At 65.9% G+C, this 17,292-nt stretch carries 16 protein-coding genes and 1 pseudogene; 14 read left to right on the top strand and 3 right to left on the bottom strand.

Annotated features, from left to right (window positions below; translation table 11 throughout):
* Nucleotides 1–3 precede the first annotated feature (3 nt).
* The 5 genes and pseudogenes from EXE63_RS15860 to EXE63_RS15880 form a co-directional block, all read left to right on the top strand.
* Nucleotides 4–1,149 carry a spirocyclase AveC family protein gene (locus tag EXE63_RS15860; protein WP_168142720.1) on the top strand — a complete coding sequence of 382 codons (1,146 nt, stop codon included), beginning with the start codon at nt 4–6 and terminating at the stop codon, nt 1,147–1,149.
* Nucleotides 1,146–1,943: a CbbQ/NirQ/NorQ/GpvN family protein gene (locus EXE63_RS15865; protein WP_168142721.1), complete on the top strand. Its 798-nt coding sequence runs from the start codon at nt 1,146–1,148 to the stop codon at nt 1,941–1,943. Before EXE63_RS15860 ends, EXE63_RS15865 begins: the two co-directional genes overlap by 4 nt.
* On the top strand, nt 1,940–3,592 hold the full coding sequence (locus EXE63_RS15870) for a nitric oxide reductase activation protein NorD (protein ID WP_168142722.1): 1,653 nt from the start codon (nt 1,940–1,942) through the stop codon (nt 3,590–3,592). The genes EXE63_RS15865 and EXE63_RS15870 overlap by 4 nt, the downstream gene beginning before the upstream one ends.
* 83 nt (nt 3,593–3,675) lie before the next feature.
* Complete coding sequence (locus EXE63_RS15875; RefSeq protein ID WP_168142723.1) at nt 3,676–4,416, top strand: SDR family oxidoreductase; 741 nt, start codon at nt 3,676–3,678, stop codon at nt 4,414–4,416.
* A 2-nt stretch (nt 4,417–4,418) separates the two neighbouring features.
* A pseudogene (locus tag EXE63_RS15880) lies at nt 4,419–5,264 on the top strand (hypothetical protein); the annotation flags it as partial.
* On the opposite strand, the gene EXE63_RS15885 reads toward EXE63_RS15880, so the two are convergent.
* Entirely contained in the window at nt 5,225–5,875 is a 651-nt protein-coding gene (locus EXE63_RS15885) for a potassium channel family protein (RefSeq protein ID WP_168145611.1), read from the bottom strand. The pseudogene EXE63_RS15880 and the gene EXE63_RS15885 overlap by 40 nt on opposite strands.
* Nucleotides 5,876–5,912: 37 nt before the next feature.
* On the opposite strand from EXE63_RS15885, the gene EXE63_RS15890 reads away from it, so the two are divergent.
* Together EXE63_RS15890 and EXE63_RS15895 are read left to right on the top strand one after the other, a co-directional pair.
* Nucleotides 5,913–7,409 carry a potassium/proton antiporter gene (locus EXE63_RS15890; protein WP_168142724.1) on the top strand — a complete coding sequence of 499 codons (1,497 nt, stop codon included), beginning with the start codon at nt 5,913–5,915 and terminating at the stop codon, nt 7,407–7,409.
* 76 nt (nt 7,410–7,485) lie between these two features.
* Nucleotides 7,486–8,028, top strand: coding sequence for a hypothetical protein (locus tag EXE63_RS15895; RefSeq protein ID WP_168142725.1), 543 nt, complete (start codon nt 7,486–7,488; stop codon nt 8,026–8,028).
* Here the strand turns inward: EXE63_RS15895 and EXE63_RS15900 are convergent.
* Nucleotides 7,996–8,589 carry a TetR/AcrR family transcriptional regulator gene (locus EXE63_RS15900; RefSeq protein WP_168142726.1) on the bottom strand — a complete coding sequence of 198 codons (594 nt, stop codon included), beginning with the start codon at nt 8,587–8,589 and terminating at the stop codon, nt 7,996–7,998. The genes EXE63_RS15895 and EXE63_RS15900 overlap by 33 nt on opposite strands.
* A gap of 206 nt (nt 8,590–8,795) precedes the next feature.
* Between EXE63_RS15900 and EXE63_RS15905 the strand changes: the two genes are divergently transcribed.
* The 5 genes from EXE63_RS15905 to EXE63_RS15925 are packed head-to-tail and all read left to right on the top strand — an operon-like array spanning nt 8,796 to nt 13,499.
* Nucleotides 8,796–9,227: an MmpS family transport accessory protein gene (locus EXE63_RS15905; protein ID WP_057169356.1), complete on the top strand. Its 432-nt coding sequence runs from the start codon at nt 8,796–8,798 to the stop codon at nt 9,225–9,227.
* Complete coding sequence (locus EXE63_RS15910; RefSeq protein WP_168142727.1) at nt 9,224–12,121, top strand: MMPL/RND family transporter; 2,898 nt, start codon at nt 9,224–9,226, stop codon at nt 12,119–12,121. Before EXE63_RS15905 ends, EXE63_RS15910 begins: the two co-directional genes overlap by 4 nt.
* Nucleotides 12,121–12,447 (top strand): DUF732 domain-containing protein, encoded by a 327-nt coding sequence (locus EXE63_RS15915; protein WP_210000544.1) that lies wholly within the window; start codon nt 12,121–12,123, stop codon nt 12,445–12,447. The genes EXE63_RS15910 and EXE63_RS15915 overlap by 1 nt, the downstream gene beginning before the upstream one ends.
* A gap of 9 nt (nt 12,448–12,456) precedes the next feature.
* On the top strand, nt 12,457–12,912 hold the full coding sequence (locus EXE63_RS15920) for a DUF5078 domain-containing protein (protein ID WP_168142729.1): 456 nt from the start codon (nt 12,457–12,459) through the stop codon (nt 12,910–12,912).
* A gap of 17 nt (nt 12,913–12,929) precedes the next feature.
* The gene (locus EXE63_RS15925) at nt 12,930–13,499 is read left to right on the top strand and encodes a hypothetical protein (RefSeq protein ID WP_168142730.1); all 570 of its coding nucleotides are present in this window, start codon (nt 12,930–12,932) and stop codon (nt 13,497–13,499) included.
* Here the strand turns inward: EXE63_RS15925 and EXE63_RS15930 are convergent.
* Nucleotides 13,496–15,340, bottom strand: coding sequence for an NAD(P)/FAD-dependent oxidoreductase (locus tag EXE63_RS15930; protein ID WP_168142731.1), 1,845 nt, complete (start codon nt 15,338–15,340; stop codon nt 13,496–13,498). The two genes, EXE63_RS15925 and EXE63_RS15930, sit on opposite strands and share 4 nt — an antisense overlap.
* Nucleotides 15,341–15,436: 96 nt before the next feature.
* Between EXE63_RS15930 and EXE63_RS15935 the strand changes: the two genes are divergently transcribed.
* Together EXE63_RS15935 and EXE63_RS15940 are read left to right on the top strand one after the other, a co-directional pair.
* On the top strand, nt 15,437–16,498 hold the full coding sequence (locus tag EXE63_RS15935; protein WP_168142732.1) for a 2,3-butanediol dehydrogenase: 1,062 nt from the start codon (nt 15,437–15,439) through the stop codon (nt 16,496–16,498).
* Nucleotides 16,495–17,292, top strand: a complete 798-nt coding sequence (locus EXE63_RS15940) for an acetoin reductase (RefSeq protein WP_168142733.1) — start codon at nt 16,495–16,497, stop codon at nt 17,290–17,292. Before EXE63_RS15935 ends, EXE63_RS15940 begins: the two co-directional genes overlap by 4 nt.

Raw genomic sequence — 17,292 nt, forward strand, 5'->3', positions numbered from 1 at the left:
GTCGTGGTGAGTACCGAATCGCTCAGTGACGCTGCAATACCCAGGGAGCCGGCTCCGCGGACCTCCAACCGGGTCAAGGTTCTGGCCGGTATCGGCGGCGCGATACTGGCGTTCCAGCTGTACGTATGGATCCGGTGGATCACCGGGCCCTACTTCGAGCGGGTCCCACAGGGGCCGAGCGAGCCGCCGCTGTACATGAAGATCCCGCTCATCGCGAATGCCGTGATCCTTTGGGTCGCTCTGCCTTTCGCGCTCTACTACTTCTTCATCAAGCCTTGGCGGCAAGAGCGCAGGATCACCCTGGACGGCATGCTGCTCATCTCGATGGGCCTGATGTTCTTCCAGGACCCGTTCCTCAACTACTTCAACACCTGGTGCACCTACAACACCTGGCTGTTCAACATGGGCTCCTGGGCCCCCTACCTCCCCGGCACGACGAACCCCGAAAAACCCGGGGCGATGGTCGCCGAACCACTGCTCACCAACGCGCCAGGCTATGCCTACGGCGTGCTGCTGATCACCATCATCGGGTGCGTGATCATGCGCAAGATCAAGGCCCGGTGGCCGAACATCAGTAATCTCCGGCTGATCCTGGTCACCTACGCCATCGCCTTCGTCTTCGATTTCGTCATGGAAGCGCTGGTTCTGCTCCCGACCGGCCTCTACACCTATCCCGGTGCCATCCAGTCACTTTCGTTCAATGCCGGTACCTACTACCAGTGGCCGGTCTACGAGGGTCTGATGTGGGGTGCAGTACAGACCGCGCTGTGCTGTCTGCGCTACTTCACCGACGATCGCGGCCGCACCATCATGGAGCGCGGACTGGACAGTGTGCGGGGAGGATTCGTCCGGCAGCAGTTCACCCGATTCTTGGCCATCTTCGCCGGCGTCAGCGCGTGTTTCTTCTTCTTCTACAACATTCCGGCCATCTGGCTCGGGATGCACGCCGACCCCTGGCCAGAAGACCATCAGAAGCGTTCGTACTTCAACGGCGGCATCTGCGGTGAAGGCACCGACAAGCCCTGTCCGCATCCGGATCTCCCCATGCATCTGAAGAACTCGGGATACATCAACAACGACGGGCAACTCGTGCTGCCCGAAGGGGCGACGATCCCGCCGGTCATCCCGTTCGAACGGCCCGAGCAGTGATCGAAACCGTCCTGCCCGCAACGTTCTACCGGTCGGTCGGCGAGGAGCGCGAGGTATTCCGGGCTGCGGCGCGACGCGGATCGCCGATCCTGTTGAAGGGGCCGACGGGCTGCGGGAAGACCCGCTTCGTGGAAGCCATGGCCCAGGAACTCGGCCGGGAGTTGATCACCGTCGCCGGACACGAAGACATGACGTCGGCCGATCTGGTGGGCAGGTTCCTGCTCAAGGGCGGCGACACCGTCTGGGTGGACGGGCCGCTGACCCGGGCGGTGCGTACGGGCGCGGTGTTCTATCTGGACGAGATCGTGGAGGCCCGCCAGGACACCACCGTGGTGATCCACCCGCTGGCCGACCACCGGCGCGAGCTCCCCGTCGACCGGCTCGGCGTGACACTGCCTGCGGCACCGGGCTTTCAGTTGGTGATCTCCTACAACCCCGGCTACCAGAGTGTGCTGAAGAGTCTCAAGGAGTCGACCCGCCAGCGCTTCGTCGCCATCGAGCTCGGCTTCCCGCCGCCGGACATCGAGACCGAGGTTGTCGCCCACGAGGCCGGGATCGACCAGGAGACCGCCCGCACGCTCGTGCGCCTCGCGAACGCCATCCGTAACCTGGACGGCTCGCCGCTGCGGGAGGCATCGTCCACCCGGATGCTGATCCTCACCGGCGGACTGATCGCCGAGGGGCTCACTGTGCGCAGTGCGGTGCAGTCGGCGATGGTCCAGGTGTTGACCGATGACGCCGACATCGTGCGTGGGCTGGGCGAACTCGTCGATGCGATGTTGCCCCGGGCGTGACGGAGCCCGACCGGCTCCGGCTGCTCGCCACGTTTGTGGCTGGCGTGTCGCTCGATGTTGCGGAGGCCCCCGGTGGGCAACCGGCGTACACCGACGGGCAGACGGTCTATGTGACCGCGGGCGCTTCCCTCGACCAGATCCGTCGCGAGATGCTGGTGCAGAGTGCACTTCTCGGCGCCGGGAGCCTGGCGCCGGAATACCTGAGAGCGATACGGGCGAGACCGTCCACCGCGCGCCGGTATCTGGCGCTGGAGGGTCGGCGGGTCATCGCCGACTTGGCGGAGCGCCTGCCGATCGCGGCCAAGCTGCTCTCCGACGGCGGCCCGCTCACCGACGGTTCCGCCGACTCGCTGGCACTGGCACGGAGCAGGAGGCCGGTGCACGACCCGCCGGACTGGTTCGGTGTCATCAGAGCGCGGGCGGTGGTCCCCGCTGCGGGCGGTCCGGGTTCTGCTGCCGGCGAGAGTGATTCGTCTGCACTATCGACCGATGACGAGGATTCCGGGGACGAGGATGAACCGGGCGGCAAGAGCAAGATCCTCAAACTGTTCGAGGCACCGGTCAACTCACAAGCACTGTCGGAGTTTCTGCGAAAGCTGTTCGGTGGCGCGAAATCCAACGACGAGGATGCCGCCGGAGGTGATCTGCGGGTGGGCTCGGTTCGCCAGGTGCAGCGTCTGGGGATCAACGCACGCCCGGCCCCGACACGGATCCGCTTCACCGGCACGGAGAAACCCGGGTCTGCGGTGGGTGTGCGAGGTGCCCTGTTCCCGGAATGGGACGTGCACCACAACCGGTACCGCCCCGAGTGGTGCCGGGTCATCGATTTTCCGCTCGTCAGCGACGTCGATGTCTCGGCCGCCGAGGTACCTCAGGACGCCGTGTTGCGACAGCGGCTCGCGCGAGTAGGGCTGGGGCTGAGAAGGTTACGGGCCCGCGCAGACGGTGATGAGCTGGACACCGAAGCGCTCATCGCGATGTGTGTGGATCTGCGTGCCGGTTTCTCACCGCCGGACAATGTCTACCTCGAACGACGAAAACTCGAACGCAACCTGGGTGTCCTGATCCTGGTCGACGCCTCCGGGTCGGCCACCGACGCCGACCCCGACGGCCTTGCCGTGCACGACCACCAGCGCCGGGCCGCAGCGACCATGGCGGCGACGCTGGAGGAGCTCGGTGACCGGGTGGCGGTCTACGCCTTTCGATCGCAGGGACGCAACGCCGTGCACCTGCCGGCCATCAAGACGTTCGACCAGCGGTTCGGTGCGGCCCAACGAGCGCGGTTGAATCAGCTGCAACCGTCCGGATACACCCGCCTCGGAGCCGCCATCCGCGGTGCCGGGGACATCCTGCAGAGCACAGCCGGTACCCCGAATCGGCTGTTGGTCGTCCTGTCGGACGGCTACCCCTACGACAACGGCTACGAGGGGCGATACGCAGAGGCCGATGCGCACACCGCGCTCGCCGAACTCCGGGCCGTCGGTGTGGCCTGCCTGTGCCTGTCGATCGGAGCAGGGAGCGGTGGCGAGGAGTTCCAGCGGGTCTTCGGATCGGCCTGCAATGCGGTCGGTGCGTCGCTGGCCGAGCTGAGTCCCCGGATGGACGAGCTGTTCCTCTCCGCGCTACGGGAGCTCGCCGCACCACGCTGACTACGGACTTTCAAGGGTGTGCGCGCCGGGCCCGGCGACCAAGCTGAAGTGGACGGTTCACACACTTTCCGAAAGGCGCCACAATGAAGATCGTAGTTGTCGGGGGCACCGGGCTGATCGGCTCGAAGGTCGTCGCCAATCTCACCGGATTGGGCCACGACGCAGCGGGTGTCTCCCCGCGCACCGGGGTGGACACCATCTCGGGGGAGGGCGTGGCGGCAGCGCTGGCCGGCGCCCAGGTCGTCGTCGACGTCACCAACTCACCCTCTTTCGCCGACGACGATGTGCTGGAGTTCTTCACCACCTCGACACGGAATCTGCTGGCTGCCGAGCGTGAACAGGGCGTCGGTCACCATGTGGCGCTGTCGGTGGTGGGTGCCGGCGGTGTCGCCGAGAGCGGTTACATGCGCGCCAAGGTGGCCCAGGAAACGTTGATCGCCGAATCGGGTGTCCCGTACACGATCGTTCGCGCCACCCAGTTCTACGAATTCGTGGAGGCCATCGCGGGATCGGCCGCCGATGGCGACACCATCCGGCTGCCCCACGCCGCGATGCAGCCGATCGCCGCCGAGGACGTCGCCACCGGCGTCACCCGCGCAGCAGTCGGTGAGCCGGTCAACGGCGCCATGGAGATCGCCGGACCCGAGAAGATCGCCATGGACGACTTCGTGCGCACCGGGCTGGCCGCCAAGGGCGACTCGCGCGAGGTCATCGCCGACCCGGCGGCACCCTACTTCGGAGCCGTGATCGATGACCACAGCATCGTGCCCGCCGGCCCGGCGACCCTGTTCGAGACCACCTTCGCGGACTGGCTGTCCGCATAGTCATGTCCAGAATCCTGCTGCAGACCACCATCGCGGAGCACCCCGACGACTGGGATATCAGCCGTTTCTCACTGCTGGCCCGGGAACTGCGTGACGCCGGACATCAGGTCCTCGCGCGCAACCGGGTCGGTGGCGCCGACGACGACCCCGTCCTCAGCCACGTCGAGAGGCTCGGCATCGACCAGCTGTGGTTGATGGCAGTCGATGTCGGCGACGGGCTCAGCGCCGCCGACGCCGAGGCGATCGTGCGGTTCCGGGAGACCGGCGGGGGAGTGCTCACCGCCCGCGATCACCAGGATCTGGGTTGCTCTCTGCTGCAGCTGGGTTCACTCGGAGCGGTCAATCAGTTCCACCGCACCGTCGACGATCCGGCGGCGCGCTGTGACGACCAGGACAATCCCGATATCGCCTGGCCCAATTACCATTCCGGCGCCAACGGCGACTACCAGCCGGTGCTCGGTGACGGCCCCGTGCATGAGTTGCTGCGCACCGGGCAGACCCGCAGCGGGCGGATCGAGTGGTTCCCCGCCCACCCGCACGAGGGTGCGGTATCGGCAGACATCCCGTATGCCAGTGTGCTGGCTGAGGGCCGCAGTGCCCACACCGGCCGGCGGTTCAATCTGGCGGTTCTGCTCGACGGCGAGACGACTTCCGACGGAGGGAGGCTGGGCCGGGCGCTGGCGGCGTCCACCTTCCACCACTTCGCTGACTACAACTGGGATCTCGGCTACGGGGCGCCGAGCTTTGTCACGGAGGCGCCCGGTACCGGCATCGGCGAGGATCCGTACCCGCTACTGGCGTTCAAGGATTACGTGCGCAGTATCGCCGAGTGGCTGTCACCCTCGCCGCCGATCAGCAGCAGTTCGTCACCGGTGGCGAAGATGTCCCCGGGTTTCGGGATCAGCACGGTGTCACCGCGCAGCAATGTCACCAGCGCGGTGTTGGGCGGTAGCTCCAGCTGATCCACCCGCTGTCCGACCAGCGAATTATCCATGGGCAGAGTCAGTTTGGTGAGACTGGCGCGACCCTCGCGCAGGCCCATCAAGCGGATGAGGTGGCCGACGTCGATGGCACCCTCGATGCTGGCGGCCAGTGCGCCCGGCGTCGACACCGCCACGTCGATGCCCCAGGCCTGGCTGAACAACCACTGGTTGTCGACATCGTTGATGCGCGCGACCACCCGCCGCACCCCGAATTCGGTCTTGGCGAGCAGCCCGACGACCAGGTTGGCTTTGTCGTCGCCAGTCGCGGCGATCACCACATCACAGGTCTGCGCCCCCGCCTCCTGCAGCGCGGACAGCTCGCAGGCATCGGCGAGCAACCAGTCGGCGCCAGGAACGGTGTGCGGTTCGAATCGCCGCCGCTCGCGTTCGATCAGCAGCACCTTGTGACCGTAGTCGAGCAGTTCGCGCGCGACGGAGCGGCCGACGTTACCGGCGCCCGCTATCCCGATTCGCATCTTGCGTACTGCCACCGGGCTATCTTGACTTAACTCTATGACGTTGCACCAGCTGTACCTGGCGATGCTGATCGGCGGCCTCGTGCTGCTCGCGAGCATCATCGGTACCCGGGTGGCGACGCGGGTCGGCTTTCCCGCCCTGCTGTTCTTCCTGCTGGTCGGGGTGGTACTCGGCGAGGACGGGCTGGGTCTGGACTTCGACAGTGTGGAGCTCGCGCGCAACGTGTGCACCGCCGCGCTGGCGGTGATTCTGGTCGAAGGTGGTCTGACAACCCGGTTTTCCGATATCCGTAAGGTGCTGGCGCCGGCGGCCGCACTGGCCATCGTCGGTGTCGTGGTGAGCACGCTGATCACCGCTGCCGCAGCGCACTTCCTGCTCGGCTTCAACTGGCAGCTGGCGTTGCTGCTGGGTGCGATCGTGTCCTCGACCGATGCGGCGGCGGTGTTCTCGGTGCTGCGGGTGCTGCCGCTGCCTCGACGGCTGGCCGGTCTGCTGGAGGCCGAGTCCGGATTCAACGACGCACCCGCGGTGATCCTGGTGTTGATGTTCAGCGTGGTGCCGTTCGTGTTCGAACCGGCCGGAACCCTCGGCGAGATCGTCTTCGAATTGGTGGCCGGCGCCGTGATCGGTTTGGCCGTGGGGTTTCTCGGCGCGCTCACCTTGCGGCGCATCGCGCTGCCGGCATCGGGTCTGTACCCGATCGCCACCTTCGGGCTGGGGGTGGTGGCGTTCGCCGCCGCGGGCAGCCTGCACGGCAGCGGATTCCTTGCCGCCTATCTTTCGGCGGTGGTGCTCGCCAACTCGGGCCTGCCGCACCGCTCGGCGACACGGTCCTTCGCCGAAGGGCTCGGCTGGCTCGCCCAGATCGGGCTGTTCGTGCTGCTCGGTCTGCTCGTCGACCCGAGCGAACTGGCCCGCGATGTCGTGCCGGCGATGGTCGTGGGGACGATCCTGCTCCTGGTCGCGCGACCGGTGTCGGTGGCGGCGTCGCTTGTCGCGTTCAGGATCCCGTTCCGGGAGCAGCTTTTCCTGTCCTGGGCCGGCCTACGCGGTGCGGTGCCGATCGTGCTGGCGACCTTCCCGATCGTCGCCGGGATCGCGGGCAGCTCGCGGTTGCTCAACATCGTCTTCATCCTGGTGGTGATCTTCACGCTGATCCAGGCGCCGAGCTTGCCCCTGATGGCGCGGCTGTTGGGTCTCACCGATGGGGAGGCCACCCGCGAGATCCAGGTGGAGGCCGCACCGTTGGACGTGCTCGACGCCGAGCTGCTGACCATGAGCGTGCAGTCCCCGTCGCGTCTGCACAACGTGACGATCCTGGAGCTGCGGCTGCCCGACCCCGCGGTGATCACGCTGATCATCCGGGACGGGCACACCTTCGTCCCGCTGCCGGACACCCGGCTCGCGACCGGTGACGAGTTGCTGATCGTCACCACGAGCACGATGCGCGCCGCCGCCGAGGCTCGGCTGCGGGCTGTCAGCCGCCGGGGCAAGCTGGCCCACTGGTTCGACGAATACGGCGACCCGGAGTAGCGGGGAGCTAACGATTCCGTTGTGGGTCGGCATCAGCGGTGGCAGAAACGTGCCGGTCCGTGGTCAGCTGAAAGCGATGTCTGCTCCTGAATCTCCCACCGCCCACCCGTCGCGTCGGCTGGTGGTCGGCTTGGCCGTGGCTGCGGTGGCGGGTGCCACCGTGCTCGTGATGTCGGCTTCTGCCGATGCCGCACCGGAATCCGACAGCCAGGGCTACCTGGAGTCGACCGCGCGCTGCGCGTCGCCGGCCACCGCCGTCATCTTCGGCAGCACCGAGACATCGCGGATCGCGATCTGCGAACAGTCCGACGGCAGCTACCAATACCGCGGTGTGCGGGTGCGCGACGGGGCTCGGCTGGTGCTGCCGGCCACCGCCGACGGTGACAGGTACGTCGCCGAGAATGACGGGCTGTCCTACACGGTCACCACCGAATCGCTCGTGGTGAGCTCGGGCGACGAGGTGATCCGGGACGAGTCGCTGCTCGATGTGCACACGCCCGAGGAGTTCAGTGTGGTCACCACCCCGACGACTTCGGCGACGCGGACATCGACGACTCAGACCTCGACCACGCCGCTACCGCCGCCGCTACCCGCCGAGGCCGGCGCCGGCGCCGGCTGAATGCGGTGACCGCAACAGGCTCTGCGCGCAGTCGAGCAGCACGCGATGCAGATCGCTGTCGTCGATGTCCTGCAGATGCGGCTCGGCGGAGCTTCCGAAGACCCCCGCGGTGATCATGGTGATGGCGACGCGGGTCCCGATGTCGTGGGTGGCGCCGATCAGCAGTTCACGCAGGTTGTTGGCGATGTCCTCGAATTCCTGATGCGACTGCACCAGGGATATCACGGCGGGATCGCCGTAGAACAGCGACCCGATCCGGCGATGACGCACGGCGAGCTCGACGAAACCGCTGATCGTCGCGTCGCGACGGGAATCGGGGGACGTGATCGACTCGGCGATGCGGACCAGCCGCGCCATATCGTCGAAGACCGGTCGGACCACCGCCAGCACGATGTCGTCCTTGGTGTGGAACTGGTAGTAGATGGCGGCCTTGCGGACGCCCAGATGGTCGGCGATCATCTGCAGCGACGTGCCGTTGACGCCACGTTCGGCGAAAAGGGACAGCGAGGCCTCGATCACCCGCTCGCGCGCGAACCCGCGCTGCGATACCGGTTTGGCCATCGTCGCCGCTCCTTCCACAGTTCGGTGCTCACCGACACGACATTCCGGACACTTTGACATGTCGGGGGCCGCGATGCGGTCGATAAGTTGTCCGCGTCACATTTTCTAGCCGTGCGACTTGTACTAGCTTAGCCGTGTGGCTAACCTGACCGCAGTCGGTTAGCAAGGCTATGCGAAAGGCCAAATAGGCGAATGGCGTCCCAGCGGTGAACGTGCTGAAGCGGATCTGGATCCCCCTGGTCATCGTGGCGGTGGTCCTGGTGGCGACGTTCACCGTGATGCGGGTGCGCACCTTTTTCGGCACCGGTCCCGGCTACATCTCGACCGAGAACAGCGCCTCCGATGACACCGAGCCGTTCGACCCGAAGGTCGTCAAGTACGAGGTGTGGGGTGAGCCGGGGGCGACGGCCAATGTGAACTACATGGATCTCGATGCCCGCCCGGTGCGCGCCGACAATGTCACGCTGCCGTGGGAGATCACGCTGAGCACCACCGCGCCGTCGGTGTTCCCGACCATTTCCGGGCAGGGCGATGGCAGCACGCTGTCGTGCCGGATCACCGTCGATGACGAGGTGAAGGACGAGCGCACCGTCGACGGCGTCGGCGCCCACACCTACTGCCTGGTGAAGAGCGCATGACCTCGAACGAGCCCCGCACCGATGCCATTGCGGTGGCCGCGCCCCCACACCGTGGCGGCATCGCCAAGTGGGTTCGCACGCTGGCCCTGCCGATCATCATCGGCTGGGTGGTGGTGATCGGATTCCTGAACGTCTCCGTCCCGCAGCTCGAAGAGGTCGGGCAGATGCGCTCGGTCTCGATGAGTCCGTCGAACGCGCCGTCGGTGATCGCCACCAAGCGGGTCGGCACCGTCTTCGAGGAGTTCACCTCCGACAGCTCGATCATGATCGTGCTGGAAGCCGACCACAAGCTCGACGAAGCCGATCGCGATTTCTACAAAGAGATGATCGCGAAGCTGGAGCAGGACCCGATACACGTCCAGCACATCCAGGATTTCTGGGGCGATCCGTTGACCGCGTCCGGCGCGCAGAGCGCCGACGGTCAATCCACCTACGTGCAGGTCTACACCGCGGGTAACCAGGGCGAGGCGCTGGCCAACGAGTCCATCGAGGCCGTCCAGGACATCGTCTACGGTATGCAGGCACCGCCGGGCCTGAAGGTGTACGTCACCGGACCCGCTGCGCTGCAAGCGGATCAGCAGATCGCCGGCGACCGCAGCATGCGGATGATCGAGGCGCTGACCTTCACCGTCATCATCGTGATGCTGCTGCTGATCTATCGATCGTTCATCACGATGATCATCACCATTTTCATGGTGATGCTCTCCCTGCTGGCCGCCCGCGGTGTCGTCGCTTTCCTGGGCTATCACGAGATCATCGGGCTCTCGACATTCGCCACCAGTTTGTTGGTGACACTGGCGATCGCCGCGTCCACGGACTACGCGATATTCCTGCTGGGCCGATATCAAGAGGCCCGTTCCGACGGTGAGGACCGAGAATCCGCGTACTACACCATGTTCCACGGCACCGCGCACGTCGTGCTCGGCTCGGGTCTGACCATTGCCGGCGCCACGTTCTGCCTGCACTTCACGAACATGCCCTACTTCGTGACCCTGGGCATCCCACTGGCCGTCGGTATGACGGTCGTGGTGCTCGTCGCGTTGACGCTGGGCCCGGCGATCATCACCGTGGTCACCAAGTTCGGCAAGGTGCTGGAGCCCAAGCGCGCCATGCGCACCCGCGGCTGGCGCAAGATCGGTGCGGCCGTGGTCCGTTGGCCCGGGCCCATCCTGGTCAGCACCATTGCCATCACCATGGTCGGTCTGCTGGCGCTGCCCGGCTACCACACCAACTACAACGACCGCGAATATCTACCGGCCGATCTGCCCGCGAACGAGGGCTACGCGGCTGCGGACCGGCATTTCTCGCAGGCCCGGATGAATCCGGAACTGCTGCTGGTGGAAAGCGATCACGATCTGCGTAACTCCGCGGACTTCCTGGTGATCGACAAGATCGCCAAGGCGATCTTCCGCACCGAGGGTGTGGGCCGTGTGCAGGCCATCACCCGCCCGCAGGGAACGCCGATCGAGCACACCTCGATCCCGTTCCAGATCAGCATGCAGGGCACCACGCAGAAAATGAACGAGAAGTACCAGCAGGACATGATGGCCGACATGCTCAAGCAGGCCGACGACATGCTGACGACCATCACCAATATGGAAAAGATGAGCGCCATCACCGTGCAGATGGCCGCGGTGACGAATTCCATGGTCGGCAAGATGAAGACCATGACGCTCGACATCGCCGAATTGCGGGACAACATCTCCAATTTCGACGATTTCTTCCGCCCGATCCGCAACTACTTCTACTGGGAACCGCACTGCTTCAACATTCCCGGCTGCTGGGCGCTGCGCTCGATCTTCGACACCCTCGACGGCATCGACGTGATGACCGACGGCATCCAGGACATCATCCCGGATATGGAGCGGCTCAATGCGCTGATGCCGCAGATGGTCGCGCTGATGCCGTCGATGATCGCGACGATGAAGAACATGCGCACCTACATGCTGACCATGTATCAGACCCAGAAGGGCATCCAGGATCAGATGTCGGCGATGCAGGACAACTCGTCGGCCATGGGTGAGGCCTTCGACGCCGCGCAGAACGACGACTCCTTCTACCTGCCGCCGGAAACCTTCGAGAACGAAGACTTCAAGCGCGGTATGAAGAACTTCCTGTCCCCCAACGGACACGCGGTGCGCTTCATCATCAGCCACGACGGTGATCCATTGAGCCCGGCCGGAATCCAGCGCATCGATGCCATCAAGTTGGCGGCCAAGGAGGCCATCAAGGGCACCCCGCTGGAGGGCTCCAAGATCTATCTCGGTGGTACCGCGGCAACCTTCAAGGACATGCAGGACGGCGCGAACTGGGATCTCATCATCGCCGGAATCGCCTCCATCGGGCTGATCTTCATCATCATGCTGATCATCACCCGCAGCATCGTGGCGGCCGCGGTCATCGTGGGCACGGTGGTGATCTCGCTGGGGTCGGCGTTCGGTATCTCGGTGCTGCTGTGGCAACACCTGATCGGGATCCCGCTGCACTGGATGGTGCTGCCGATGGCGGTGATCATCTTGTTGGCGGTCGGGGCGGACTACAACCTGCTGTTGGTCGCGCGATTGAAGGAAGAGATACACGCCGGACTGAACACCGGCATCATCCGCGCCATGGGCGGCAGCGGCTCGGTGGTGACCGCCGCGGGTCTGGTGTTCGCGTTCACCATGATCTCGATGGCGGTCAGTGAGCTGACCGTGATCGGGCAGGTGGGCACCACGATCGGTCTGGGTCTGCTGTTCGACACACTGGTGATCCGGGCGTTCATGACACCGTCCATCGCGGCGCTACTGGGCAAGTGGTTCTGGTGGCCGACGCGGGTGCGCCAGCGCCCGGTCGCGCAGCCGTGGCCCCAGCAGCCGGTCGCCGCCGGAAGTTCCTCGCAGGAAACGAGTTGATGATGTTCAAGAAGACATGTGCCGTGTTGTTTGCCGGGGCTGCTGCCCTGGTCTTCGCGGCGCCGGCGCAGGCCGATCCGGACAGTGACTTCGCCAAGGAGTTGCACACCTACGGGATCTACGGGCAGAAGGACTTCAACGCCTGGATCGGCAAGATCGCCTGCAAACGCCTCGACCGCGGCGTCGACGTCACCGCGGCAGACTCGGCCAAGTTCGTCTCCGACCAACTGCTGCGCGGCTCCAGCACCGAACAGGCCTACCAATTCCTCGGCGCGGCAATGAACTACTACTGCCCGGACAAGCGCGTCCTGCTCACCCAACAGTAGGGAAGACCAATGCCACTCAAGAAAAAGCCACTCAAGAAGCTCAGCCTGGCCGCCCTGGCCGCGGCCGCCGCCCTGACCCTCGCCCCCACCGCGTCCGCCGACGCGACCGAGGACTACCCGATCCCGCGCAAGATCCTGCACACCCCGTGCACCGCCGAACAGATCCTGGCCGCCACCCGCGACACCAACCCGGTGTACTACGAGCGCTACATGATCGACTACAACAACAAGTCCCCCGAGGTGCACCGCGCCGTCCAGGACCGCATCCACTGGTTCTTCGCCATGGACTACGCCGGCCGTCGCCAGTACTCCGAAGACACCGCCACCAACGCCTTCTACGAACAGCTGGCCTGGAACTGGCCCAACTGGGCCAAGATCTTCTTCAACAACAAGGGCGTCGTCGCCGCATCCACCGCAGTCTGCATGAACTACCCACCCGACGACATGTCGGTCTGGGTCTGGTAGCGCTATAGATTGACTCGGTGCAGAAGCATCGGAGCGCCGCTCTCGTCCTGACCATCGTCGGCGCCCTGCTGTGTGCGCTGGCCATCGGCGGCATCGTGGCATACCGCTTCTATCTGTTGCGCCCGTGGCTCTTTCACCCGCTGCTGTTCGCCGCAATCGGCGGCGCGGCACTGGGACTGGCCTGCGTGCTGGGTCTGCGGAAGCCACTGATCCGCTGGGGCGGCGCCGCGGTCTGCGTGCTGGGTGCGGCGTCGGTGGCCTTCGCCGGGTGGCTCGCGACGGCGTTCCAGTCCGACCTGACCGTCGAATCGCGGCAGGCATCGCCCGGCGCCCCGCTGGAACTCGTCGTACTCAGTGGCAGCGCCACCCTCGCGCCGGATCCGGTGTGGGAACTGCGGGTACGCACCCACCAGGGTTTGCTGTCACGCGAGTACGACCTCGGCTGCGTCAATGGCGATGTGTTGTCGCTGAACACCATTGGTTGGAGCGGTCCGACATCGATCCGGGCCGTGCTGTCCAGCGGCATCGTCGACATCGCCGTCGACGGTGACGGCCGCCCGGACCGCACCGTCGACGGCGGCTGCTAGCTGAGGTGGTGTACCTCCTGCAGCCCGTACACCGGCGTCGGTAGTCCAACGTAGCGGGCCTTCAACTGCAGGGCCAGATACAGCGAATAGTGCCGCGACTGATGGAGGTTCCCGCCGTGGAACCACAGATTGGGTTGTTGGGTGGGCTTCCACATGTTGCGCTGCTCGCCCTCCCACGGTCCGGGATCCTTGGTCGTCGCACTGCCCAGGCCCCACACCTTGCCGACCTTGTCGGCGACCTCCTGTCCGATCAGATCGGCCGCCCAGCCGTTCATCGAACCGAACCCGGTGGCGTACACCACCACATCGGCGGGCAACTCCGTACCGTCGGCCAGCACGACGCTGTCCGCGGTCAGGTGTGACACATCGCCGTGCGCGAGCTTGATGCTGCCGTCGGCGATCAGATCACATGCGCCGACGTCGATGTAGTACCCGGACCCGCGGCGCAGGTATTTCATGAACAACCCCGAGCCGTCATCGCCCCAGTCAAGGTCGAACCCGGCAGATTCCAGCCGGTCATAGAAGTCTTTGTCCCGCTCGCGAATCGCGTCGTAGATCGGAATTTGGAACTGGTGCATGATCCGATACGGCAGCGACGCGAACGTCAGATCGGCCTTCTCGGTGGTCATTCCGGCCGCCAGCGCGCGCTCGGAGTACAGATCGCCGAGCCCGAGATCCATCAGCGAATCCGATTTCACGATGTGGGTGGATGAGCGCTGCACCATCGTGACGTCGACCCCGTTCTCGACCAGTGCCTTGCAGATGTCGTGCGCGGAGTTGTTGGATCCGATGACCACGGCGCGCTTACCGGCGTACTGATCCGGGCCCGGGTGGTGGCTCGAATGATGTTGATCCCCGGTGAATTCGTCCTGTCCGGGGAACGTCGGCACATGCGGCTTGCCGGACATGCCGGTGGCCAGGACGAGCTGTGTCGGGTGCAGGGTGAGTCGCTCACCGTCACGGTCGACCTCGACGGTCCAGCGCTGTTCGGCCTCGTCGAACGAGGCGGACAGGCAGGTCGTCTTCGACCAGTACGGCACCTCCATGACCCGGGTGTAGAACTCCAGCCAGTCACCGATCTTGTCCTTCGGCGCGAACACCGGCCAGTTCTGCGGAAACGGCAGATAGGGCAGATGGTCGTACCAGACCGGGTCGTGCAGGCACAGCGACTTGTAGCGCTTGCGCCACTGATCGCCGGGCCGTTCGTGTTTGTCGACCACGATGGCCGGTACACCGAGCTGACGCAGCCTGGCGCCCAACGCGATTCCGCCCTGCCCGCCACCGATGACCAAGATGTAGGGCTGCTCGGAGTAGCCGAGCGCGCGGTCCTCGTCGAGCTTGCGTTCCGCCCAGGAGCGGGTGTCCGGGTCGGACCCGTGCACCGCGCCGAGCACCCGGGTGGGACCCTTGCGCTCCTCATGGTCCTTGAGTTCCTGCAGTGCGGTCAGCAGGGTCCACGCTGTGTCCGATCCGTCGTCGCATCCCTTCAGGCGAAGGTGCCCGGTGCCGCGGCCCACCGCGGTCTCGAACTCGATGAACGCCGAGACGACGCCGTCACCGTCGTCGGTGGCCGGCTCACGGGTGCGGAACCGGGACGGATCCGTGCCGGTGAGCCGGCTCTGAAGCATCTCGCCGATCGCGTCGCGGCCTTCCATCGTCTTCAGGTTCCAGGTGAACGACACCAGGTCACGCCAGAAGCTGTCGACGGCGAACATCCCGGTGGCCCGTGCGATATCGCGGGTGGCCAGGACCGTCTCGAACTCGGACAGCCAGGCGTCCACACGTTCTTGCGGCGTCCGGGTGGTCGCGGGGGCATCGTGAAGATCAGCGATCTGTGTCATGTGAGCCAGCACACACCCGGCTGCGACGCGAACGCAAGGGCTGCAACCCCCTGCAACTCTTTTGCATTGTGCGCCAGGTCACATAGAACTGCATGCATGAGAGCAGCTGTGTACTACGGGCCGAACAAAGTCGATGTGACCGATGTACCCGAGCCCGAGCCGGGGCCGGGGACCGTCAAGGTCCAGGTCGGATTCAACGGCATCTGCGGCACGGACCTGCACGAATACTATGCCGGGCCGATCTTCGTGCCGACCGAACCGCACCCGCTGACCGGCCGGCAACTCCCCCTGGTGATGGGCCACGAATTCTCCGGCACCATCACCGCGCTCGGTGCTGACGTTCGGGGTTGGGCCGAGGGGGACCGGGTGGCGATCGAGCCGATCTATCGGTGCGGGAAGTGCGGGCCGTGTCAGGCCGGCACCTACAACATCTGCGCGCAGATCGGCTTCCACGGGCTGATGTCCGACGGCGGGATGGCCGAATACACCGTCGTGCCCACCGACATGCTGCACAAGCTGCCCGACAATGTGTCGCTGGAACTGGGCGCCCTGGTGGAGCCGATGTCGGTGGCCTATCACGCGGCGACCCTCGGTGACGCCCACCCCGGTGACACCGCGATGGTGTTCGGGGCGGGTCCCATCGGCATCGGACTGTGGTTCGCTCTGCGCGGCAAGGGCATCGAGGACACCTTCGTCGTCGAGCCGTCCGCCACGCGGCGCGCCGCCATCGAGGCGCTCGGCGCCCGCACCCTGGATCCGGCAGCCGTCGACGTACCGTCCTTCATCGCCGACCACACCGGCGGTCGGGGCGCAGGCGCGGTGTATGACGCGGCCGGGGTGGCGCCCGCCGTCGAGACCGCGCTGGCCTGCGTCGGTGCGCGCAAGGCCATGGTCAGCGTGGCGATCTACGAGAAACCGCTGACCACCCCGCTGCTGAACCTCGTGATGAACGAATCCCGCATCCAGGGCTCGCTCTGCTACACGGCAGCCGATTTCGAGGCCGTCATCGGCCTGATGTCGCGCGGGGCCTATGACACCACCGGCTGGGTGACCGCCATCGGTATCGAGGACGTCATCGACGAGGGCTTCGAGGCCCTGCATGCCGGAACCAAGATGAAGGTTCTGGTCGATCCCGCCAACCCGAAGGACCCGTCATGACACGCACGATCCCCGCCCCGCTGCTCGGCAAGGTGGCACTGGTGACCGGTGCCGGCCGCGGCATCGGCCGCGGCATCGCCCATGAGCTGGCCGGCCAGGGCGCCGACCTCGCACTGGTCGATGTCAGCGCCGACGCGCTGGCCGCCGTCGCCGACGAGATCACCGAGATCGGCTCCAAGGTCACCACATTCGTCGCCGATGTCTCCGACCGCGTGGCCGTCTTCGAGGCCGTGGAGCACGCGGCGACCGCGCTCGGCGGATTCGACGTCATGGTGAACAACGCCGGCATCGCCCTGGTGGGTCCGATCGCCGAGGTGACACCCGAACAGTTGTCCCGGCTGTGGGCGATCAACGTCGACGGTGTGCTGTGGGGCATCCAGGCCGCGGTCGCCAAGTTCACCCAGCTCGGCACGAGGGGCAAGGTGATCAATGCCTCGTCCATCGCGGGCCACGAGGGGTTCGCGATGCTCGGCCCCTACAGCGCCACCAAGTTCGCGGTCCGGGCGCTCACCCAGGCCGCGGCCAAGGAGCACGCCGCGGACGGCATCACCGTCAACGCGTACTGCCCGGGCGTCGTCGGCACCGATATGTGGGTCGAGATCGACAAGCGGTTCGCCGAACTGACCGGCGCCGCCGAGGGGGAGACCTTCGAGAAGTTCTCCGCCACCATCGCACTCGGCAGGCCGGAGACGCCGGAGGATGTCGCCGGATTCGTCGCCTACCTGGCCGGGCCTGGCGCGGACTACATGACCGGACAGGCCGGCCTGATCGACGGGGGCATGGTCTACCGGTGA

Source organism: Mycolicibacterium frederiksbergense (genome assembly GCF_012223425.1).
Lineage (GTDB): Bacteria > Actinomycetota > Actinomycetes > Mycobacteriales > Mycobacteriaceae > Mycobacterium > Mycobacterium frederiksbergense.

Coding starts and splice junctions, on each gene's coding strand:
- EXE63_RS15895 (WP_168142725.1), top strand. CDS start 7,486: ATGTCTGCTCCTGAATCTCCCACCGCCCACCCGTCGCGTCGGCTGGTG.
- EXE63_RS15940 (WP_168142733.1), top strand. CDS start 16,495: ATGACACGCACGATCCCCGCCCCGCTGCTCGGCAAGGTGGCACTGGTG.
- EXE63_RS15915 (WP_210000544.1), top strand. CDS start 12,121: ATGATGTTCAAGAAGACATGTGCCGTGTTGTTTGCCGGGGCTGCTGCC.
- EXE63_RS15920 (WP_168142729.1), top strand. CDS start 12,457: ATGCCACTCAAGAAAAAGCCACTCAAGAAGCTCAGCCTGGCCGCCCTG.
- EXE63_RS15900 (WP_168142726.1), bottom strand. CDS start 8,589: ATGGCCAAACCGGTATCGCAGCGCGGGTTCGCGCGCGAGCGGGTGATC.
- EXE63_RS15890 (WP_168142724.1), top strand. CDS start 5,913: ATGACGTTGCACCAGCTGTACCTGGCGATGCTGATCGGCGGCCTCGTG.
- EXE63_RS15935 (WP_168142732.1), top strand. CDS start 15,437: ATGAGAGCAGCTGTGTACTACGGGCCGAACAAAGTCGATGTGACCGAT.
- EXE63_RS15885 (WP_168145611.1), bottom strand. CDS start 5,875: ATGCGAATCGGGATAGCGGGCGCCGGTAACGTCGGCCGCTCCGTCGCG.
- EXE63_RS15875 (WP_168142723.1), top strand. CDS start 3,676: ATGAAGATCGTAGTTGTCGGGGGCACCGGGCTGATCGGCTCGAAGGTC.
- EXE63_RS15930 (WP_168142731.1), bottom strand. CDS start 15,340: ATGACACAGATCGCTGATCTTCACGATGCCCCCGCGACCACCCGGACG.
- EXE63_RS15910 (WP_168142727.1), top strand. CDS start 9,224: ATGACCTCGAACGAGCCCCGCACCGATGCCATTGCGGTGGCCGCGCCC.